The organism is Salipiger marinus (assembly GCF_900100085.1).
Lineage (GTDB): Bacteria > Pseudomonadota > Alphaproteobacteria > Rhodobacterales > Rhodobacteraceae > Salipiger > Salipiger marinus.
Genome location: NZ_FNEJ01000017.1, coordinates 75,440 through 94,015 on the forward strand (window position 1 = coordinate 75,440; position 18,576 = coordinate 94,015).

At 65.9% G+C, this 18,576-nt stretch carries 19 protein-coding genes; 16 read left to right on the forward strand and 3 right to left on the reverse strand.

What is annotated here, in order from left to right:
• Positions 1-21: 21 nt before the first annotated feature.
• From BLR51_RS18025 to BLR51_RS18050, 6 genes are read left to right on the forward strand one after another with little or no spacing between them, the layout of a single operon-like run.
• Positions 22-1,524: a sugar ABC transporter ATP-binding protein gene (locus BLR51_RS18025; RefSeq protein WP_089849593.1), complete on the forward strand. Its 1,503-nt coding sequence runs from the start codon at positions 22-24 to the stop codon at positions 1,522-1,524.
• Complete coding sequence (locus BLR51_RS18030; protein ID WP_089849595.1) at positions 1,524-2,498, forward strand: ABC transporter permease; 975 nt, start codon at positions 1,524-1,526, stop codon at positions 2,496-2,498. Before BLR51_RS18025 ends, BLR51_RS18030 begins: the two co-directional genes overlap by 1 nt.
• A complete protein-coding gene (locus BLR51_RS18035; RefSeq protein ID WP_089849596.1) occupies positions 2,495-3,526 on the forward strand; it encodes an ABC transporter permease in 1,032 nt (343 codons plus the stop codon). The genes BLR51_RS18030 and BLR51_RS18035 overlap by 4 nt, the downstream gene beginning before the upstream one ends.
• Positions 3,523-4,560: an aldo/keto reductase gene (locus BLR51_RS18040; RefSeq protein ID WP_089849598.1), complete on the forward strand. Its 1,038-nt coding sequence runs from the start codon at positions 3,523-3,525 to the stop codon at positions 4,558-4,560. The genes BLR51_RS18035 and BLR51_RS18040 overlap by 4 nt, the downstream gene beginning before the upstream one ends.
• A 7-nt stretch (positions 4,561-4,567) precedes the next feature.
• Complete coding sequence (locus BLR51_RS18045; protein ID WP_089849600.1) at positions 4,568-4,990, forward strand: RbsD/FucU family protein; 423 nt, start codon at positions 4,568-4,570, stop codon at positions 4,988-4,990.
• Positions 4,987-5,817: an amidohydrolase family protein gene (locus BLR51_RS18050; RefSeq protein WP_089849602.1), complete on the forward strand. Its 831-nt coding sequence runs from the start codon at positions 4,987-4,989 to the stop codon at positions 5,815-5,817. Before BLR51_RS18045 ends, BLR51_RS18050 begins: the two co-directional genes overlap by 4 nt.
• A 20-nt stretch (positions 5,818-5,837) precedes the next feature.
• On the opposite strand, the gene BLR51_RS18055 is transcribed toward BLR51_RS18050, so the two are convergent.
• On the reverse strand, positions 5,838-6,560 hold the full coding sequence (locus tag BLR51_RS18055) for a FadR/GntR family transcriptional regulator (RefSeq protein WP_165616873.1): 723 nt from the start codon (positions 6,558-6,560) through the stop codon (positions 5,838-5,840).
• A gap of 142 nt (positions 6,561-6,702) precedes the next feature.
• Here BLR51_RS18055 and BLR51_RS18060 point away from each other — a divergent pair, with 142 nt between their 5' ends.
• From BLR51_RS18060 to BLR51_RS18080, 5 genes are all read left to right on the forward strand, one after another.
• Positions 6,703-8,139: an FAD-binding oxidoreductase gene (locus BLR51_RS18060; RefSeq protein ID WP_089849606.1), complete on the forward strand. Its 1,437-nt coding sequence runs from the start codon at positions 6,703-6,705 to the stop codon at positions 8,137-8,139.
• A 194-nt stretch (positions 8,140-8,333) separates the two neighbouring features.
• Complete coding sequence (locus tag BLR51_RS18065; protein ID WP_089849608.1) at positions 8,334-9,296, forward strand: Bug family tripartite tricarboxylate transporter substrate binding protein; 963 nt, start codon at positions 8,334-8,336, stop codon at positions 9,294-9,296.
• A gap of 87 nt (positions 9,297-9,383) precedes the next feature.
• Positions 9,384-9,848, forward strand: coding sequence for a tripartite tricarboxylate transporter TctB family protein (locus BLR51_RS18070; RefSeq protein ID WP_165616874.1), 465 nt, complete (start codon positions 9,384-9,386; stop codon positions 9,846-9,848).
• Between the two features lie 9 nt (positions 9,849-9,857).
• Positions 9,858-11,363, forward strand: a complete 1,506-nt coding sequence (locus BLR51_RS18075; RefSeq protein WP_089849612.1) for a tripartite tricarboxylate transporter permease — start codon at positions 9,858-9,860, stop codon at positions 11,361-11,363.
• Between the two features lie 69 nt (positions 11,364-11,432).
• The gene (locus BLR51_RS18080; RefSeq protein WP_089849614.1) at positions 11,433-12,149 is read left to right on the forward strand and encodes a GntR family transcriptional regulator; all 717 of its coding nucleotides are present in this window, start codon (positions 11,433-11,435) and stop codon (positions 12,147-12,149) included.
• Here the strand turns inward: BLR51_RS18080 and BLR51_RS18085 are convergent.
• Positions 12,146-12,922: an enoyl-CoA hydratase/isomerase family protein gene (locus BLR51_RS18085; RefSeq protein WP_089849616.1), complete on the reverse strand. Its 777-nt coding sequence runs from the start codon at positions 12,920-12,922 to the stop codon at positions 12,146-12,148. The genes BLR51_RS18080 and BLR51_RS18085 overlap by 4 nt on opposite strands.
• Entirely contained in the window at positions 12,919-14,133 is a 1,215-nt protein-coding gene (locus tag BLR51_RS18090; RefSeq protein ID WP_089849618.1) for a CaiB/BaiF CoA transferase family protein, read from the reverse strand. Before BLR51_RS18090 ends, BLR51_RS18085 begins: the two co-directional genes overlap by 4 nt.
• A gap of 164 nt (positions 14,134-14,297) precedes the next feature.
• Here BLR51_RS18090 and BLR51_RS18095 point away from each other — a divergent pair, with 164 nt between their 5' ends.
• The 5 genes from BLR51_RS18095 (at position 14,298) to BLR51_RS18115 (ending at position 18,576) form a co-directional block, all read left to right on the forward strand.
• Entirely contained in the window at positions 14,298-14,984 is a 687-nt protein-coding gene (locus BLR51_RS18095; protein ID WP_089849620.1) for a GntR family transcriptional regulator, read from the forward strand.
• A 162-nt stretch (positions 14,985-15,146) separates the two neighbouring features.
• Positions 15,147-16,142 carry a TRAP transporter substrate-binding protein gene (locus BLR51_RS18100; protein WP_089849622.1) on the forward strand — a complete coding sequence of 332 codons (996 nt, stop codon included), beginning with the start codon at positions 15,147-15,149 and terminating at the stop codon, positions 16,140-16,142.
• A 72-nt stretch (positions 16,143-16,214) separates the two neighbouring features.
• Entirely contained in the window at positions 16,215-16,790 is a 576-nt protein-coding gene (locus BLR51_RS18105) for a TRAP transporter small permease (protein WP_165616875.1), read from the forward strand.
• A gap of 40 nt (positions 16,791-16,830) precedes the next feature.
• The gene (locus tag BLR51_RS18110) at positions 16,831-18,105 is read left to right on the forward strand and encodes a TRAP transporter large permease (RefSeq protein WP_089849626.1); all 1,275 of its coding nucleotides are present in this window, start codon (positions 16,831-16,833) and stop codon (positions 18,103-18,105) included.
• An 18-nt stretch (positions 18,106-18,123) separates the two neighbouring features.
• Positions 18,124-18,576: an RpiB/LacA/LacB family sugar-phosphate isomerase gene (locus tag BLR51_RS18115; protein WP_089849628.1), complete on the forward strand. Its 453-nt coding sequence runs from the start codon at positions 18,124-18,126 to the stop codon at positions 18,574-18,576.

Here is an 18,576-nt window from a genome sequence, read left to right on the forward strand (position 1 = left end):
AGACGACCAAGGGAGGGGAGCATGAGCCTGCTTGAAATGCGCGGGATCGAAAAACGGTTCGGGGATGTCCGCGCGCTGGCGGATGTCGATTTCGAGCTGGAGGCCGGAGAGATTCACGCGCTGCTTGGCGTGAACGGGGCGGGCAAGTCGACGCTCATCAAGATCCTGTCGGGCGTCTATTCCAAGGACCGCGGCAGCATCCGCATCGCCGGGGACGAGATCGCGCTTGGCGCGCCGCGCGCCGCCATCGAGGCGGGCATCGCGGTGGTGCAGCAGCATCCCGAACTGGTGGGCGACCTGACCGGCGCCGAGAACATCTTTCTGGGGCAGGAACATGCGCGGGCCGGGCTGTTTTCGCCGGTCAACGCGCGCGACATCCGCAGCCGCGCCGCCCGGCTGCTGGACCGCTTTCCCATCGACATCGATCTGGACCGCAGGGTGGAGGACATGCCCGCCGTCGACCGCGAGATCGTGGCGATCCTGCATGCACTGCGGCTGGACAGCGCGCGCATCCTCATTCTGGACGAACCCACCTCCACGCTCACCGAACGCGAGAAGGAGTCGCTGTTCGGAATGATGCGCACGCTCAGGGCGCAGGGTCTGGCCATCATCTACATCACCCATCACCTTGACGAGGTGTTCGAGATCGCCGACCGCTTCACCGTGTTCCGGGGCGGGCGCCGGGTGGCGATGCATGGCGTGGCCGAGGCGCGGCAGGCGGCCATTTCCATTCCCAACCTGATGCTCGACAGCGTGGCGGGCGAGGTGTTCCCGCCCCGCCCCACCCATGCTGCGGGCGACATCGTGTTCGAGGCGCGCGGTCTGACCCGGCAGGGCGATTTTCAGGACGTGTCCTTCGCCGCGCGGCGGGGCGAGATTCTGGGCATCTTCGGGCTGGTCGGCTCGGGGCTGGACGAGCTGTCCAAGGCGCTGTTCGGCGCGCTGCGTCCCGACAGCGGCAGCCTGCATCTGCACGGGCAGCAGGTCGCGTTCCGCAGCCCGGCGCAGGCGCTGAAGGCCGGGGTGTTCCTCGTGCCCGGCGACCGCCGCACCGAGGGCCTGTCCATGCAGGAAAACGTGATCTTCAACACCACGCTCGCCAATCTGGGCCGCGCTTCGCTGGGGGGCTTCCTGCGTTTCGGGCGCAACCGCCGGGACGCGGCGGCGCTGGCCGCGCGGGTCGACCTGCAGCCGCGCAAGCTCGACCGGCCCCTGCGCGGCTATTCGGGCGGCAACCAGCAGAAGGTGGTGATCGCCAAGGGGCTTTACCGCGAGGCCGATGTCTACATCTTCGTGGAACCGACCGTGGGGGTCGATATCGGCGCCCGCGCCAAGATCTATGCGCTGATGCGCGAGCTGTCCGAAAAGGCCGCCGTGATCGTCATGTCCTCGGACTGTAACGAGGTGTTCGGCATCGCCGACCGCACCGTCGCGCTGTACAAGGGCGCGCCGATCGGGGTGCCGTCGCGCGACACCACCCGCGACCACCTGCTGCACGCCGGCATCATGGGAGAGGCCGTCTGATGACCCGCACCACGCTTTTTATCCGCATTCTGGCCTTTGCCGCCATCGTCGCCGTCATCGCCGGGCTGTTCTGGCTGCAGAACCCCGCCTTCCTGTCCACGGGCAACATCCGCGCGCTGATGCGGCACATGTCGGTCAACGGCGTTGCAGCGCTTGGCCTGACCTTCGTCATCGTCGTGCGCCATTTCGACCTGAGCTTCCCCGGCGTCGCCTCTCTGGGCGCGATGACCATGGGCTGGCTCATCGCCATCGGGCAGCCGCTGTCGCTGGCCATCGGCGGCGGGCTGGCGGTGGGGCTGCTCATCGGCATCTTCAACGGCATCGCCATCGCCCGGTTCAAGCTGCCCGACATCGTCACCACCATCGCCACCGGCGGGCTGGCCATCGGCTTCAGCTATTTCTATTCCAACGGCACCTCGATCAGCCGCAACTTCTTCATGTCCGGCCTGCTCGACATCAATGACGGGCGCTTTCTGGGGCTGGACCGGCCTTTCGCCATCCTGCTGGGCGCGGCGCTGGTTGGGCTGCTGATCCTCAACGCCTCGCGCTTTGGCCGGGCCTTCTATGCCACCGGCGAAAACCGCACCGCGGCATGGTATTCCGGCGTGCCGGTCAGTGCCATCGTCATCGCGGCCTTCGCGCTCTGCGGGCTTTGCGCCTGCCTGTCCATCGTGCTGCTGGTGGCCTCCTCGGGGGCGGCCAACGTGTCGGCGGGCACGCAGCTGCTGATGCCCGCCTTTGCCGCCGTCTATCTGGGGGCAGCCCTGTTCGGGCGGCCCTCGGTGCTGGCGACGCTGGCGGGCACCATGCTTATGTCGCTGATGCTCAACGGTTTCACGCTGCTGGCTATCCCCTACTACTACTCCGATGCCATCGTCAGCACCGTGCTGATCCTTGCCATCACCTGCTTTGATCCGCGCATCTCCGGCGCGCTGCGCCGCCTTCTCCCCACCCGCAAGGAGACCCCGGCATGACCGACATGACCCAGCACTCCGCCAGCGCGCGTGTCACCGCAGCTGGCACCCGCCGCATCGTCACCCCGGGAACGCTGCTCATGAAATACGGCTTTTTCCTGCTGGTTCTCGCGGTCTTCGTGATCTTCGCGGCGCTGCGCCCGACCTTCATCGCGCCCGGCAACATCCATGGCATGCTGATGTCCGCCTCCATCGCGGCGCTGATGTTTCTGGGCCTGACATGGCTGATCGCGGCGGGCGAAATCGACGTGTCCTTCATGTCGGTCGCGGCACTGGCGAACATGACCGTGGCGGGGCTGGTCGCGGGCGGGGCGGGATGGCCCATGGCAGCCCTTAGCGGGCTGGGCATGGGCATCGTCTTTGGCCTGCTCAACGCCACGCTGGTGGCAGGGCTACGCCTGCCCGCGCTGGTCATCACCATCGCCTCCGGCGCGCTGGCCGCCTCCATCGCGGCGGCGATCGGGCGGGGCACCTCCATCGCGCTCTCCTCCACCGGCTTTGTGGGCGGGCTTCTGGACATGCGGCTTGGCGCGCTGCCGGTGCTGGCGCTGATCGTGGCCGCCCTTTATGCGCTGGCATGGGGGCTGCAGGAAAAGCTGACCTTCGGGCGCTATGTCTATGCGATGGAACAGAACCGCGCCGCGGTCGAAGAGGCGGGCGTGCCGGTGAACCGGCTGCTGTTCATGCTTTATGTGCTGTCCGGCGTGGTCTCCGCTCTGGCGGGGGTGCTGCTGGCGGCGGAACTGTCCTCGGGGCAGCCTTATCTTGGCACCTCCTATTTCCTTGACGGGCTGACGGCGGTGCTTCTGGGCGGCATGGCGCTGAAATTCGGCAAGCCCAACGTGATCGGCACGCTTGCGGCGGTGCTGTTCCTGACCGGCCTGCTGAACGGCGCCGCCCTGCTGGGCTGGACCGACAGCCAGCGCCAGATCGTGCGCGGCGCGCTGCTGCTCGTCGGCGTGGGACTTGTCGTCTTTGCCCGCAGCCGCACCCATAAACGCAAGACCGCCCGACCGGAGACCGCATGACCCTGACCGCCACCACCCCCCGCCAGCTGGCCCAGACCGGCCTGAGCGTGACCGCCCTTGGCCTTGGATCCGCGCCCTTGGGTGGGCTTTACGCCGATGTTCCGCGCGCCGACGCGCTGGCCACGCTGCAGCGCGCATGGGATCTGGGCATCCGCTATTTCGACACGGCGCCCATGTATGGCCTGACCCGCGCCGAACATCTGGTAGGCCATGTGCTGCGCGAAAGCGATGACAGCTACGTGCTGTCGACCAAGGTGGGCCGCCTGATGACCACCGCGCGGGCCGGGCGCGACCTGCCGCCCGAGCCGCCCAAGAACCCGCTGGATCCGGGATTTCACAACGCCCTGCCCTTCCGCGAGGTGTTCGATTACAGCTATGATGCCATCATGCGCAGCTATGACGACAGCCAGCAGCGGCTTGGCCTGCGGCGCATCGATCTGCTTTACGTGCATGACATCGGCCCGGTCACCCATGGCGACGCCCATGCCCATCACTGGCAGGCGCTGACCAGGGGCGGCGGCTTCCGCGCCCTGCAGGAGCTGAAAGCGGCGGGCGACATCAAGGGGTTTGGCCTTGGCGTCAACGAATGGGAAGTGATCCGCGACGCGCTGGAGGAGACCGATCTGGACTGCTGCATGCTGGCCGGGCGCTATTCCCTGCTCGACCGCGACGCCGAGGACACCTTTCTGCCGCTGGCGGCGCAGCGCGGCGTGGCGCTGGCGCTTGGCGGGGTCTACAATTCCGGGATTCTGGCGGCGCCCAAAGGCGGGCGGCGCAAGTTCAATTACGCCGACGCCCCGGCAGAGATCGTGGCGAAGGTCGAGGCGCTGCGGTCGGTCTGCGACGATCACGGCGTGCCGCTGGCCGCCGCCGCGATCCGCTTTCCCATGCGCCACCCCGCCGTCACCTGCGTGGTGATCGGCGCCAAGACCCCCGACCAGCTGCAGCAGAATGTCGACTGGTTCGGCACTGACCTGCCTGACAGCCTGTGGTCCGATCTGGACCACGCCCTTTCCTCCTCCCAAACCGTCTGAGGTTCCCATGCTGAAATCCATCGACCCGCTGCTGACCGGCGGGCTTCTGGCCATCCTGCGTGACATGGGCCATGGCGACGAGATCGTGCTGACCGACGCCAATTTCCCTGCCGCGACCGTGGCGCAGCGTCTTGTGCGCCTGCCCGGCATCGGTGCCGACCGCGCCGCCGAAGCGATCCTGTCGCTGCTGCCGCTCGATGATTTTGTCGACCAGCCCGCCGCCGCCATGGCCAGCCCCGATGGCCGCCCCGAGATCTATGACGATTTCGACCGGGTGCTGGCGGCGGCCCATGGCGCGCCGGTGTCGATGCAGGAGATCGACCGCTTCGCCTTTTACGACCGCGCCAAGACGGCCTATGCCGTGGTGGCCACCGGCGAGCGGAGGCTTTACGCCAACCTCATCCTGAAAAAGGGCGTGATCCGCACATGATCGACGCACATCAGCATTTCTGGCGGGTGGAGCGCGGCGATTACGGCTGGCTGACTCCAGACCTCGGCGATCTTTACCGCGATTTCACCCCCGAGGATCTGGCGCCGCTGAACGCCGCCTCCGGCATCACGCGGACAATTCTGGTGCAGGCCGCCGAGACCGAGGCCGAGACCGACTTTCTGCTCGATCTCGCGGCGCGGACCGGGTTTGTCGCGGGCGTGGTCGGCTGGCTTGACATGACGGCGCCGGATTTTGCCGCGCGGCTGGATCATTACGCCGCTCAGCCGAAATGGCTGGGCCTGCGCCCGATGCTGCAGGATCACGAGCCCGCGCTGATCGAAACCCCCGCCTTCCACTCGGCCCTGGCCGAGGTGGCGCGGCGCGACGTGCCCTTCGACATCCTGACCTTCCCGCGCCACCTGCCCGCGATGAGCGCCGCGCTGAACGCCGCCCCCGGCCTGCGCGGCGTGGTGGATCACCTGTCCAAACCCGACATGACCGCGGCGGGGCTGGGTCAGTGGGGGCAGGACATGGCTCAGCTTGCCGCCCATCCCCGGCTGATGTGCAAGATCTCCGGCATGGTGACCGAGGCGGGCGCCGACTGGTCGCCAGAGCGCATCCGGCCCTTTGTCCGCCACGTGGCCGAGCAGTTCGGCCCGGACCGGCTGATCTTCGGCACCGACTGGCCGGTCTGCACGCTCGCCGCCAGCCACGCGCAGGTGGTCGATCTGGCCCGCAGCCTGCTGGGCGAGATCTACGGCCCCGAAGACCTGCACAAGATCTTCACCACCAACGCCGCGCGGTTCTACGGCCTGCCCGAAAGCTGACACCCGGCCCTGACGGCCCCCTAGCCCGCCAGAACGCCGGTTTTCAGCCGGACGCCAAGGCGCTCCGCGGCGTGGAGGATATGGGCGCGCATCGCCGCGCGCGCGCCCTCGGCCTCGCCTGCGCTGACCCGTTCAAAGATCAGCCGGTGCTCCCTGATCGTCTGCGCCACAAGGTCGTCCGACGCATAGACGGCGGCGGTGTCGCGCGTGGTGCCTTTCAGCCGGAAGGAAATATAGGTCGAGATGCCCTTGAGGTAGTCATTGCCGGTGGCAGCAGCCAAGGCGCGGTGAAAGCGCGCGTCAGCCTCCAGCTTGGCCTCGTCGAAAAAATCGCTCTCGCTGAGGCAGGTCAGCGCCGCCTCCAGTTCTGACAGATCCTCCGGGCCGCGCCGCTGCGCCGCCAGACCGGCAATCTCGATCTCCAGCAGGCCTCGCAGTTCGAACAGATCGGCAAGGCTGTCGCTGCTGCCCAGACCGCTGCCGATGCGGAAGGTCAGGCGTTCGCTGAGCGGCAGCACCATCGCGCCGCGCCCCTGACGGCTGTCCAGAATGCCCTCATACCGCAGCCGGGCGATCGCCTCGCGCATCACATTGCGGCTGACGCCAAAGCTTTTGGCAAGCTCGGTTTCCGTCGGCAGGATCTGCCCCTCGGCCAGCGCGCCCGAGGTGATCTGCTCCATGAGCAGATCGGCGATCCGGTCGGGCAGGCCCGCCGGGCGTTCCACGACAAAACTGCTGGCCATCTGGCAGGTCTCCCTTGGTCCCTCTGCGCGCAGACCGCTCCTAGCAGAGAGGCGCGGCGGGTTCATGCTTTTTCTGGATAATATGATTGTTGGACAAATAGGATAATCTTGCTATTCCCTCTGCGAAATTGCGGAGGCAGAGATGGACAGAGATCAACTCCTCGCCGAACTGGCGGCGCTGGTCGGGGCGCGCAACGTATTGGCGACGGCGGCCGATCTGGCGGGATATGTGCGCGACTGGTCGGGGGACAATCTTGCCGATCCGCTTTGCGTGGTGCGGCCCGGTTCGACGCAGGAAGTGGCGGCGGTGGTGCGGCTTGCCGCCCGCGCCGGGATTGGCCTTGTGCCGCAGGGCGGCAATACCGGGCTGGTGGCGGGCACCTGCCCGACGGGCGGGCGCGACATCCTGCTGAACATGGGCCGGATGCGGGCGATCCGCGCGCTTGACCCGCTGGACATGGTCCTGCAGGTCGAGGCGGGTGTCACGGTCGAAGAGGCGCAGCGCGCCGCCGAGGCGCAGAACCTGCTGTTTCCGCTGTCTTTCGGGGCGCAGGGCAGCGCGCAGATTGGCGGCGCCATCGCGGTGAATGCGGGCGGGCTGAACGTGCTGCGCTACGGGATGATGCGCAATCTGGTGCTGGGTCTGGAGGTGGTGCTGCCCGATGGCACGGTGATCGACATGCTGTCGGCGCTGAGCAAGGACAACCGGGGCCTTGCGCTGCATCAGCTGTTCATCGGCAGCGAAGGCGCGCTTGGTATCGTGACGGCGGCGAGCCTGCGCCTGTCGCCCCGCATCACCCGGCGGCAGACGGCGCTGCTGGCCTTTGCCGACCTGCAGGAGATCGTCAGCTTTGCCGCACGGGCCCGTGCCCATTGCAGCGACCTGCTGTCGGCCTTCGAATTCATGCCGGGGGCGGCCATCGACCTTGCCATCGACCATGTGCCCGGCCTGCAGGCGCCATTTGCCGACCGCGCCGCCTACTACGTGCTGCTGGAGGTGGCGGCCTCGGGCCCGGTGGATCTGGAGGCGCTGCTGATGGGCCTGCTGGAAGAGGCGCTGAGCGACGGGCCGGTTCTGGACGGGGTGGTCGCGACCAGCGACCGCCAGCGGCAGGATCTGTGGCTGCTGCGCGAGGCGATGGTGGAGGCGCAGGCGGCACGCGGCTGGCATCTGCGCACCGATTTTTCCGTGCCGCTGTCGCGTGTTGCCCGACTGGTGGAGGCGCTGCAGGCCGTGGTGGCAGAGCATCTGCCCGGCTGGACCCCGCTGGCCTATGGCCACATGGGCGATGGCAACGTGCATTTCAACGTGCTGCCGCCCGCAGGCATCGCCAAGGCCGAGTTCTTTGCGCAGAGCGCCGCCGCACGGGCACGGATGTATGAGGTGGTGCGCGCGCTCGACGGCTCGCTCAGCGCGGAACATGGCATCGGGCGCGAACGGCTGGCAGCACTTCATGCCGACCGCCCCGCGCCGCTGCTGGCGCTGGCGCAGGCGGTCAAGTCGCTGCTGGACCCTGACGGGCGGATGAATCCCGGCTGCCTGTTTCCGGCACCCCCCTCCGAAGACGGGCCGCGCTGACCGGACGCGGCGCCCTCCCGGACGGGGTGCGCTGGCGCAGGATTCGTCCATTTTGGCATTCCAAAATGCTATTAAAATTTTATCATGCTGTTTTTATGCAGTTATTATAAGTTGACCCACATCCAAATCCGAAAATATGGTATACAAAACCGGGCGGAGAGGCGCGCGGTGTCAAGCAAAGGGAGGAGAGCTTGATGCAGGTGAGGATGATTCTGGCGGCAGCGGTCGCCATGGGGATCGGGGCGCAGGCGCAGGCCTGGGAGCCGGAGGGGACGGTCGAATTCGTGGTGCCCTACAGCGCCGGGGGCGGCAGCGACGTGAACGCGCGGATGCTGGCCGAGACGTGGCGCGCCAATGACATCGTCGATGCCAATGTGGTGGTGCTGAACAAGCCGGGCGGATCGGGCGCGGTGGGCAACACTTACGCCTTCAGCAAGACCGGCAATCCCAACACTCTGATGACCTTCATCGCGGGTCAGATGATGAGCACCATCTCCAACGACGCCGCCGTGAAGCTGGAGAATGTCACCCCGCTGGCCACGCTGTCGGTGGATACGCTGGTTCTGGTGACCCGCAGCGCCGACGATTTTGCCGATTTCGACGCGCTGGTCGCCGCCGCGTCGGCAGAGCCCAACAGCATCACCATTGGCGGCGTGTCGCGTGGCAGCGAGGATCATCTGGTCTTTACCATGCTCAGCGACAGTCTTGACGCAGAGCTGCAATATGTGCCGTTCGATGGTGGCGGCGACGCGCTGTCGGCACTGCTGGGGGGCCATGTGGACGCGGCCATCTTCAATCCCAGCGAGATCGGCCAGCAGGTCGCGGCAGGGCGCGCGCATCCCTTGGGCGCCTTTTCCGAAGAGCGGCTGTCGGAACCTTTTGACTCCACCGCCACCTTCGCCGAACTGGGCTATCCCGGCGTCGCCATCAGCCTGTTCCGCGGCTATGCCGGTCCGCCGGAAATGCCCGCAGAGGCCGTTGCCTATTGGGAAGAAAAGCTGAAGGCGGCCTATGACACCGAGATGTGGCAGCAGGACTATATTCAGGACAAGGGTCTGGTCGCGCGCTTCATGGGCGCCGAAGAAAGCGCGGAATTCTATGCCGCCGAGGCCGAGAAATATGAACGCCTGCTGAAGGCTGCGGGATTCATCGACTGATCCCGCAAGGCGCGCAGGCCGGTCCTGCGCGCCGCTTTGCCTTTGCGCGCGCCCCTGACAGCCCCCCAGATTTCCGGAGAACCTCACGTGCTGAGCCCTGATGCCCCGCGCCCGCCGCGGTCCCTGTTCGCGTCCGCCGTCACTTTTGCCGTTTTCTGTTTCGGCGCGGTGTTCTGCGGATTTGGCCTTTTCAGTTACGGCTTCTGGATGGAGGGCGGCCCGGGCGCCGGGTTCTTTCCGACCGTGTTCGGCGGCGGCACGGCGCTGCTCGCCGCGCTTGATCTGGCGCGCCCTGCTCCGGTTGCGGCCCGCGTCCGGCTGAAGAACCACGCCCCCGTGATCGCCATGGTCGCAGCCATCGCCCTGATTTCGGTGATCGGCATGGTGCCCGCCATGACGCTGTTCGTGCTGCTCTGGCTGAGGCTGGTGGAGAGGGCGCCATGGCGCCGGTCGATCCTTGTCGCCGCCGCGACGGGGCTGTCGACGACCCTGCTGTTTGACGTCTGGCTGCGGGTGGCCTTCCCCGAAAACCTCTTGTCCACCCTGTTCTGAGAGGCTCACATGGAAACCCTGCTCGCCCTGCAATCGGGCTTTGCCACCTCGCTGTCGCTGGGCAATCTGGGCGCGGCGCTGACCGGGGCCGCCTTGGGCATCGTTGTCGGCGCCATTCCCGGCCTTGGTTCGGTCACCGGCATCGCACTGCTCCTGCCGCTGACCTTCGGCATGGATCCGACCACGGCGGTCATCCTGCTTGCGGCTCTTTATTACGGCTGCATGTTCGGCGGCGCCTACAGCGCCATCCTGCTCAACATTCCCGGCGACGCGCCTGCGGTGATGACGGCGCTGGACGGCTATCCGATGGCCAAGCGCGGCGAAGGCGGCAAGGCGCTGTTTTCGGCCAATATCGCCTCGTTCATCGGCGGCACCACCGGGATCGTCGCGCTGTCCTTCATGGGGCCGCTCTTGGCAGAGATCGGCCTGATGTTCGGCCCGCCCGAAACCGCAGCGCTGATCCTGCTCGCGCTCTGCTCCATCGGCTGGATGCTGGGCGACAACATCGCCAAGGGGCTGATGGCCACGATGCTGGGGATCCTGCTGGCGGTGGTGGGCATCGGCTCCACCTTCGGCCATGCGCGGTTCACGCTGGGGTCGATGCATCTGCTCAACGGCGTGTCCTTCATCCCGCTGGTGATCGGCATGTTCGGCTTCTGCCAGCTGCTGGAGATGATGACCGACCGGCCTAAGCCCGGCGAGGGGCCGAAACAGATCCCGCTGCGCGCCGCGATCCCCAGCCGCCGCGAGACCCTGCGCCTGCTGCCGGTCAGCCTGCGCTCCGGCCTGATCGGGACGCTGGTCGGCATCCTGCCCGGTGCCGGGGCCACCACCGGGGCCTTCCTGTCCTACATGGTGCAGCGCAAGATCGGACGCAACGGCGCCGAGATGGGCAAAGGGGCGGTCGAGGGGGTCGCCGCGTCAGAGGCGGGCAATAACGGCGCCGCCGCCGGATCCTTTGCGCCGCTGCTGTCGCTGGGCATTCCCGGCTCCGGCACCTCTGCCGTGCTGCTTGGCGGGCTGATGATGTGGGGGCTGCAGCCCGGGCCGCTGCTGTTCGCCACCCGTCCGGATTTTGTCTGGGGGCTGGTGTCCTCCATGTATATCGGAACGGTGATGGCGGTGATTGCGGCCATGCTGATCATTCCGTTCCTGATGCAGATCCTGCGCATTCCGATTTCGGTGCTGATCCCGGTGATCGGGACGGTCTGCGTCTTTGGCGCCTATAGCGTCAATGGCAGCATGTTCGACGTCTGGCTGATGCTGGGCTTCGGGGTTGCCGCCTATTACCTCAAGGCTGCCGATTTCCCGATTGCCCCGCTTATTCTGGCTTTCGTATTGACGCCACGATTGGAAAGCAGCATCCGGCGGTCCTTTGATATCTCGAATGGCGATCCGTGGATTTTTGTTTCAAGCCCGATCAGCGTTACGCTAGTCTCCGTCATCTGCGCTTTGATCTTGATGAGCGTGGTGGGAGCGGGCGTGAGCTGGATGAGGAAACGCGCCGCGCAATAGAAGCCGACCGTCCGAGCGCCCGACCGCAGCGCGGGGCCGTCGGGCGCATCAGGAGGGTGCCGCAACAGAATGGACGACAACAGAACGGTTGAGGCCAGCGGCAAGACCGATCTTCAGAAAGGGCAGCAGCAGGCCACAGCCGAGGATTACAAGGCCGCGGTGGTCGCCGACAAGCTGCGGGAGATGATCATCACAAACCGCTTCGCCCCGGGCAGCCCGGTGCGCGAACGCGCCCTTGCCGAAGAACTTCAGGTCTCGCGCACGCCGCTGCGCGAGGCTTTGAAGATTCTGGCAAATGAGGGGCTCTTGGTGCTGAACCCGCGGCGCGGCGCCACGGTGACCGTGCTTGACGATGCCGAGGTGCGCGACCTGCTGCAGGTGCTGGGCGGGCTGGAGGCGTTTGCCGCCCGCATCGCCAGCCAGAAGATCACCGACGAGACGCTGCGCGAGATGCAGGCCCTGCATCACGAGATGATCGCCGCCTACTGGCGCGGCGACCGGATCACCTATTTCCACCTGAACCAGAAGATACACCTGACGCTGGTGCGCAGCGCGGGCAATTCCGTGCTGGAGGAGCATTACCGGATCGTCAACGCCCGGCTGTACCGCGTGCGGTACGAGCTGAACCTCAAGACCAACCGCTGGGGCGACGCGATCCGCGACCACGAGAACATGATGGTGGCGCTGGAGGCGCGCGATGGCCTGCGGCTGGCCGAAATCCTAGAGGATCATGTGCTCAAGGCCTTTGACCGGCTGCAGCGCGAGGAAGGGGGCGAGCCGGGCTAGCGGCCCGTCCAGCCCGGTCTGCGTTTTTCGCCAAAGGCGCGGATGCCTTCGCGGAAATCGTCGCTGCCGTAACAGGACAGAATCAGATCGTCATCCGGCGGCAGCGCCGTCCGTGCCAGCCGTCCCAGCGCCGTCTTGCTGGCGGCCATGCTTAGCGGCGCGCCCGAACAGAGCTTGGCCAGAAGCTGATCGGCGGTATCGTCCATCTCCTCGGGCGGAACGATCCGCGCCAGAAAGCCGGTGCCCGCCAGATCCTCGGCGGTGACAAGCTCGGCCAGCAGCAACATGCGCTTGGCAAAGGCCTCGCCCAGACCCGCCGCCATGCGGGCATAGTTCCGCATCGACAGGCAGTTGCCCAAGGTGCGTGCGATCGGCACGCCGAACCGCGCCCCGGTGCTGGCAATCCGCAGATCACAGCCCGCCGCGATGTTGAGCCCGCCGCCAACGGCCAGCCCGTCGACCACGGCCAGCGTCGGCACCGGGACCGCCGCGAAGGCGTCAAGGATGCCGTCCATCCTGCGCTCATAGGCGATGCCATCGGCGCCGTCCTTGAATTCGGCAAACTGCGCGATGTCGGATCCGGCGACAAAGGACCGCCCGCCGACGCCGCGCAGGACCACAACGCGCAGATCCGGAAGCCCCGTGAGGGTGCCGCAGATCTGCTCGAATTCGCCATACATCTTCCATGTCATCGCGTTCATGGCATGGGGGCGGTCGAACCAGACGCGCGCCACCGGCCCGTCCCGTTCCAGCCGAACCGTTCCGTCGCTCATCCGAAGGCTCCTTCTGCGCGCAGCTTGGCAGGGTCGAGCCCCAGCTCTCCGGCCAGTTCATCGGTATGCTGTCCCAGCAGCGGCGGCGCATAGCGCACCTGCTGCGGCGTGCCGCGCAGCTTCACCGGAAAGCCCAAAGAGTTCATCTGCCCCTCGGCGGGGTGGTCGATCTTCAGCACCATGTCGCGGGCAAGGGTGTGATCGGCGTCAAACACCTGCCCAAAGTCGTTGATCGGCCCGGCGGGCACCCCGGCCTGCAGGAAGGCGTCCACCCAGTGATCGACGGATCGGGTGACAAAGACCGGCTCCAGATCCGCAACAAGATCTTCGCGGTTGGCAACGCGGTCGGTGTTGTGATGGTAGCGCGGATCCTGCTGCAGGTCGGGCCGGTCGATGACCCCGCAGAACAGATCCCACAGCTTCTGGTTGGCGGCGCCCACCACGAACATGCCGTCGCTGGCGGTAAAGGCCTGATAGGGCGCGCTCATCCGGTTGGCGGTGCCCAAAGGTCTGGGCGACTGCCCGGTGGCCCAGAATTCCGTGGCCTCCCAGATCGACAGGGACAGCGCGGCCTCGAACAGCGAAGCGTCGATATACTGGCCCCTGCCGCTGGCCTGCCGTCCGATCACCGCGCTGAGAATGCCGTAAAGGCAGAACAGCCCGGCACCCAGATCGCCCACCGACACGCCGGATTTGACCGGGCCGGAATTGGGATGGCCCATCGCGCTCATCACCCCCGACATGGCCTGCGCGATCAGATCGAATCCCGGCCGCTGCGACCAAGGCCCGGTCTGGCCAAAGCCCGAGATGCTGGCATAGATCAGTTCGGGCCGCAGCACCGACAGGCTGTCGTAATCGATGCCAAGCCGCTTCGTCACGCCGGGCCGGTAGTTTTCCACCAGCACATCGGCGGTTTTCACCAGTTCAAAGAACATGGCCCTGCCCGCCTCGGTCTTCAGATCCAGCGTCACCGACCGCTTGTTGCGGTTCAGCGCCAGAAAGCCGGGGCTGTCCTCGCCCTTCATGCGGAAGCCCATGGAGGTGCGGGTCTGGTCGCCCTTCGGCGGCTCCACCTTGATGACATCCGCCCCCATATCGCCCAGCATCATGCAGCAGAACGGGCCCGCCATGACCTGCGTCAGATCAAGAATGCGCAGCCCGGCCAGCGGAAGCGGGGGGGTGTCGACGTGATCCTGCTGTGGTGTCCTCATTCTGCGTCTGCTGCCTCTCTGCCGCCGTATCTTGCGTTTCTGCCAATTCTTGTATGCAAGATTGAATAAAGGTCAACCGCCTGCGGTGCTCTGCCGATCAAAACATTGCCGTTTCGCGGCGGAGTGAGTAGGTCGCACTGCAGGTCGCGGAAGGAGGTTCCGTCATGGTCACATCAGGGGAAGGCGCGGAGTCGCAGCGGCGCAAAGGCGCGCTGCATGAGGCCACCACGCAGCGTCTGCGCGACATGATCGTGTCCGGAGAGCTTGCCCCCGGTGAAAGGCTGCGGGAATCGCATTACTGCCAGCTCTTCGGCGTGTCGCGCACCCCGTTCCGCGAAGCCGTCAAAGGGCTGGCCGCAGAAGGTCTGATCGAGCTTTCCCCCAACAAATCCCCCGTGGTCGCAAAGCTTAGCGCCGAGGATCTGGAGCATCTTTATGTGGTCGTCTCGGCCTTGGAGGCTGTGGCCGGAGAAGAGGCCTGCCGGGTCATAACCACTGCGGAATTTGCGGAATTTGTCGACCTGCACAGCAAGATGCTGGCAGCCTACGAACATGGCGACCGCGCGGAATACCTGACGATCAACCACCGCATCCACCGCCGGGTGATCGAGATCGCGCGCAATCCGGTGCTGGCTTCGGCATGGGAAGTGCTGGTACCGCGTGTCGAACGGGCGCGGGCCGTGGCCAATCTGGACCGCAAGCGCTGGCTGGCGGCGCTGTCGGAACATTCGCGGATGCTCGCCGCCTTGGGCGCGCGGGATGGCGCCAAGCTTGCGCAGCTGACGCGCGAGCATTTCATGAACGGCCTCTCTTATTCGCAGCGCCATGTCCGGCAGGATCCGCCGGTCTGACAGAGCCCACCGGAGTTTCTGACTGGACCGGGTTCTTGCCGCGTCCTGATCACGCCCTATTGACGATCAATATTCTTGCATACAAGAATGGGCCGCAGGCGAGCAGAGTGAGCGTGGGAGGCGCGGCACCGGCTCCGTCGGAGAAAATCAGGGAGGGTTATCATGAAGCTCATTTCCATCAGGCTGGCCACCGCCGCGCTGGCCGTCAGCGCCGCACTGGCCGGATCCGCCGCCCATGCGCAGAACCTGCGCTACGCCCATGTGGGATCCGAAGGCGACATCCAGCACTGGTTCGCCGCACAGGCCGCCGAACGGCTGCCCGAGGCCACAAATGGCGACGTGACCGTCACCGTCTTCCCGAATTCCCAGCTGGGCGGCGTGCAGGAAACCATCGACGGCGTGCGCTCGGGCTCCATCAGCATGGCGCATCACGAATTCGCCTCGCTGGCGCAGCTGGTGGAGGACATCGCCGTGTTTAACGCGCCGTTCATCTACCGGGATGGCGAGCACGCGCTGAAGGCCACCGATCCGCGCAGCTCTCCCGTGCTGCAGGAGTTCAACGAAAAGCTGATCGAAAGCGGCAACATGCGGATCATTGGCCGCCTGTTCCGCGGGGCGCGGCAGATGACGGCGAAGATGGCCGTGATGTCGCCCGCCGATCTGGAGGGGCAGCCGTTCCGCGGCGTGCCGCTGCAGCTTTGGACCACGATGATCAAGGGATTTGGCGCGATCCCCACCCCGGTCGAGGTCAGCGAACTGCCGACGGCGCTGATGACCGGCATGGTGATCGGGCAGGAAAACCCGCTGACCATGATCAACGCCAACAAGCTTTACGAGGTGCAGAGCCACGTGATGCTGACCGGCCACATGCAGAACGTGCTGCCGGTTTTTGTGAACGAGGATGCGTGGCAGTCGATTTCGGAGGAAAACCGCGAGGCGATCCTGACCGCGCTGGACGATCTGGCCTATGAAACGCTGGAGACCGCGCAGCAGGCAGAAAAGGATCTGATCGCCACGCTGACCGAAAAAGGCATGACCTTCATCTCCGAAGACAGCGGCCTGCAGCTGGACGAATTCCGCGAGCGGGTGGGGGCGCAGGTCGCGCAGGATTTCCCGAGCTGGGCCCCCTATATCGAGCAGATCGCCGCAATCGAGTGATCCGAGCCGGGGAAGGAGGTCTGCACCTCCTTCCCTCCTGTCCCGATGCCGATAGTCTGGGGAGATGATCCCGTGCCGCACGAGCCTTCCGCCGCGCCGCAGGCCGCCGCGCTGCCCACCACCGCCCTTCTGGCCGACCGCATCCTGAATCCGCTGCGCAGACTGCTGCGGCTGGCCGGGCTGGTCATCCTTGCGGTGATGATCGCAACGCCCATGGCGCAGGTCATCATGCGGCAGTTTTTCGGAATTCCGCTGATCGGCGCCGACGAGCTGTCGCGCTTCATGCTGATCAGCGTGGTGATGCTGGCCATTCCCTACACCGTGTCCTCCGGGGCCAGCGTGCGGATGGAGGAGATGCAGCAGATGCTGCCCGATCCGGTGCAGCGGGTCTGCCGGGTGGTCATCGCGCTGCTGGGGCTGGCCGCGTTCAGCTTTGCGGCATGGTCGGTGCTGATCGCCACGCTCAGCAACCTCAACAACGCCACGCCGACGCTGGGCATTCCCTATTACATCTTCTTTTCGGCAACCGCCGTCGGCTTCTTCTGCGCCGCGCTGGAATTCGGCCTGCTGGCGTGGAAGGCGGTCATGGGGCTGCCCATGTATGTGACCTTTGCCGCAGAGCACCCCACCGAAGAACTCACCCTGTGAGCCGCTTCGCATCGAAACCCATCAGCTTTCGAGGTCCGAGTTGGGCTATCTGATCCTCGCCGTCTTCGCCGGCATGTTCCTCATGGGATTTCCCATCGTCCTCGCCATCCTCGTGCCCTCGGCGCTGTATATCTTCCTGAACGGCTTTCCGGTCGAACTGATCGGGCAGCGCATGACCTATGCGCTGGATTCCTTTCCGCTGGTGGCGGTGCCGGTCTTCATCTTTGTCGGCAACCTGATGAATCAGGCCGGGGTCACCGCGCGCATCTTCCGCTTTGCCGACACGCTGGTCGGGCGGGTGCCGGGTGGGCTTGCACAGGTGAACATCTTTTCCAGCCTGATCTTTTCCGGGATGAGCGGCGCGGCGCTCGCCGATGTCGGCGGCCTTGGCAAGATCGAGGTCAAGGCGATGGTCGAACGCGGGTTTTCGCGCGCCTTTTCCGGGGCGGTCACCGCCGCCTCGGCTGTGGTCGGGCCGATCTTTCCGCCCTCCATCCCGCTTATCATCTATGGCTCGGTCACCGGCGTGTCGATCGTGCAGCTTCTGCTGGCGGGGATCATCCCGGCCATCGTCTGCGTGCTGATGCTGATGATCACCACCGCCATCATCGCCAAGCGCCGCAACCTGCCGCGCGCCGAACGCTGGTCGCGCCCTGCCGAGATCCGCGCCGCGCTGATGCCCGCCATCCCTGCCCTGCTGACGCCGGTGCTGCTGGTGGGCGGGATGCTTCTGGGCTGGTTCACGCCCACCGAAGCCGCCTCCGTCACGGTGTTCTACGTGATCTTCATCAGCGCCGTCATCTATCGCGAACTGACCGGAGCCCATATCCTTTATGCCGCGTACGAGACGATCAAGAGCACCGCCGCCATCCTGATCATCGTCTCCGCCGCCGCCCTCTTCGGCTGGATCCTTGCCATCGAACAGATCCCGCAGAGCTTTGCGGCGGCGTTGACCTCGGTCTCGCAGGATCCGGTGATGCTGCTCCTGATCGTCAACCTGATCCTGCTGATCAGCGGCATGTTCCTTGACAGCACCACCGCGACGCTGCTGATCATCCCGATCATCGCGGGGCCGCTGCATGCCACCGGGGTCGATCCGGTGCATCTGGGGATTGTCGCGATCTTCAACCTGATGCTGGGGCTGGTGACCCCGCCCATGGGGCTGTCGCTGTTCCTGATCACCGACATCGCGCAGGTGTCGATGCGGGCGATCCTTCGGGCGGTGATGCCGCTTTATATCCCGCTTCTGGTCACGCTGGCGCTGCTGACGCTGGTGCCGGAACTGTCCCTCTTTCTTCCCAAGATGATCCGCTAACCCCGAAAGGAAATCTTCATGAAACTTGTCATTGGAAGCGACCACGCCGGCTTTCCGCTCAAGGCCTCGGTCATCGAATTCGTGCGCGGCCTTGGCCATGAGGTGAGCGATGTCGGATCCTACGACCCCGCCCCCGTCGATTTCCCGGTGATTTCGGGCAAGGTTTGCGACGCGGTGCTGGACGGGTCGGCGGAACGCGGGCTGCTGGTCTGCGGCACCGGCGTTGGGGCCGTGATCGCGGCGAACAAGCGCGCGGGGATCCGCGCCTCCATCGGGCATGACGCGCATTCCGCGCATCAGGGGGTGGAGCATGACGATGTCAACGTGATGTGCATCGGCGCGCAGATCGTTGGCCCGTGGCTGGCCCGCGATCTGGTTCAGGCGTTTGTCGAGGCGAAATTCGATGCAACCGACGATCACGTGCGCCGGGTCAACATGCTGCACGAGCTTGACCGGCAGCGCGGAGCCTGA

Excerpts from the sequence above, each read along its gene's own strand:
- BLR51_RS18050 (WP_089849602.1), top strand. The coding sequence starts at position 4,987 with ATGATCGACGCACATCAGCATTTCTGGCGGGTGGAGCGCGGCGATTAC.
- BLR51_RS18055 (WP_165616873.1), bottom strand. The coding sequence starts at position 6,560 with ATGGCCAGCAGTTTTGTCGTGGAACGCCCGGCGGGCCTGCCCGACCGG.
- BLR51_RS18060 (WP_089849606.1), top strand. The coding sequence starts at position 6,703 with ATGGACAGAGATCAACTCCTCGCCGAACTGGCGGCGCTGGTCGGGGCG.
- BLR51_RS18075 (WP_089849612.1), top strand. The coding sequence starts at position 9,858 with ATGGAAACCCTGCTCGCCCTGCAATCGGGCTTTGCCACCTCGCTGTCG.
- BLR51_RS18030 (WP_089849595.1), top strand. The coding sequence starts at position 1,524 with ATGACCCGCACCACGCTTTTTATCCGCATTCTGGCCTTTGCCGCCATC.
- BLR51_RS18115 (WP_089849628.1), top strand. The coding sequence starts at position 18,124 with ATGAAACTTGTCATTGGAAGCGACCACGCCGGCTTTCCGCTCAAGGCC.
- BLR51_RS18065 (WP_089849608.1), top strand. The coding sequence starts at position 8,334 with ATGCAGGTGAGGATGATTCTGGCGGCAGCGGTCGCCATGGGGATCGGG.
- BLR51_RS18045 (WP_089849600.1), top strand. The coding sequence starts at position 4,568 with ATGCTGAAATCCATCGACCCGCTGCTGACCGGCGGGCTTCTGGCCATC.
- BLR51_RS18040 (WP_089849598.1), top strand. The coding sequence starts at position 3,523 with ATGACCCTGACCGCCACCACCCCCCGCCAGCTGGCCCAGACCGGCCTG.
- BLR51_RS18025 (WP_089849593.1), top strand. The coding sequence starts at position 22 with ATGAGCCTGCTTGAAATGCGCGGGATCGAAAAACGGTTCGGGGATGTC.
- BLR51_RS18090 (WP_089849618.1), bottom strand. The coding sequence starts at position 14,133 with ATGAGGACACCACAGCAGGATCACGTCGACACCCCCCCGCTTCCGCTG.
- BLR51_RS18035 (WP_089849596.1), top strand. The coding sequence starts at position 2,495 with ATGACCGACATGACCCAGCACTCCGCCAGCGCGCGTGTCACCGCAGCT.
- BLR51_RS18080 (WP_089849614.1), top strand. The coding sequence starts at position 11,433 with ATGGACGACAACAGAACGGTTGAGGCCAGCGGCAAGACCGATCTTCAG.
- BLR51_RS18095 (WP_089849620.1), top strand. The coding sequence starts at position 14,298 with ATGGTCACATCAGGGGAAGGCGCGGAGTCGCAGCGGCGCAAAGGCGCG.
- BLR51_RS18085 (WP_089849616.1), bottom strand. The coding sequence starts at position 12,922 with ATGAGCGACGGAACGGTTCGGCTGGAACGGGACGGGCCGGTGGCGCGC.
- BLR51_RS18100 (WP_089849622.1), top strand. The coding sequence starts at position 15,147 with ATGAAGCTCATTTCCATCAGGCTGGCCACCGCCGCGCTGGCCGTCAGC.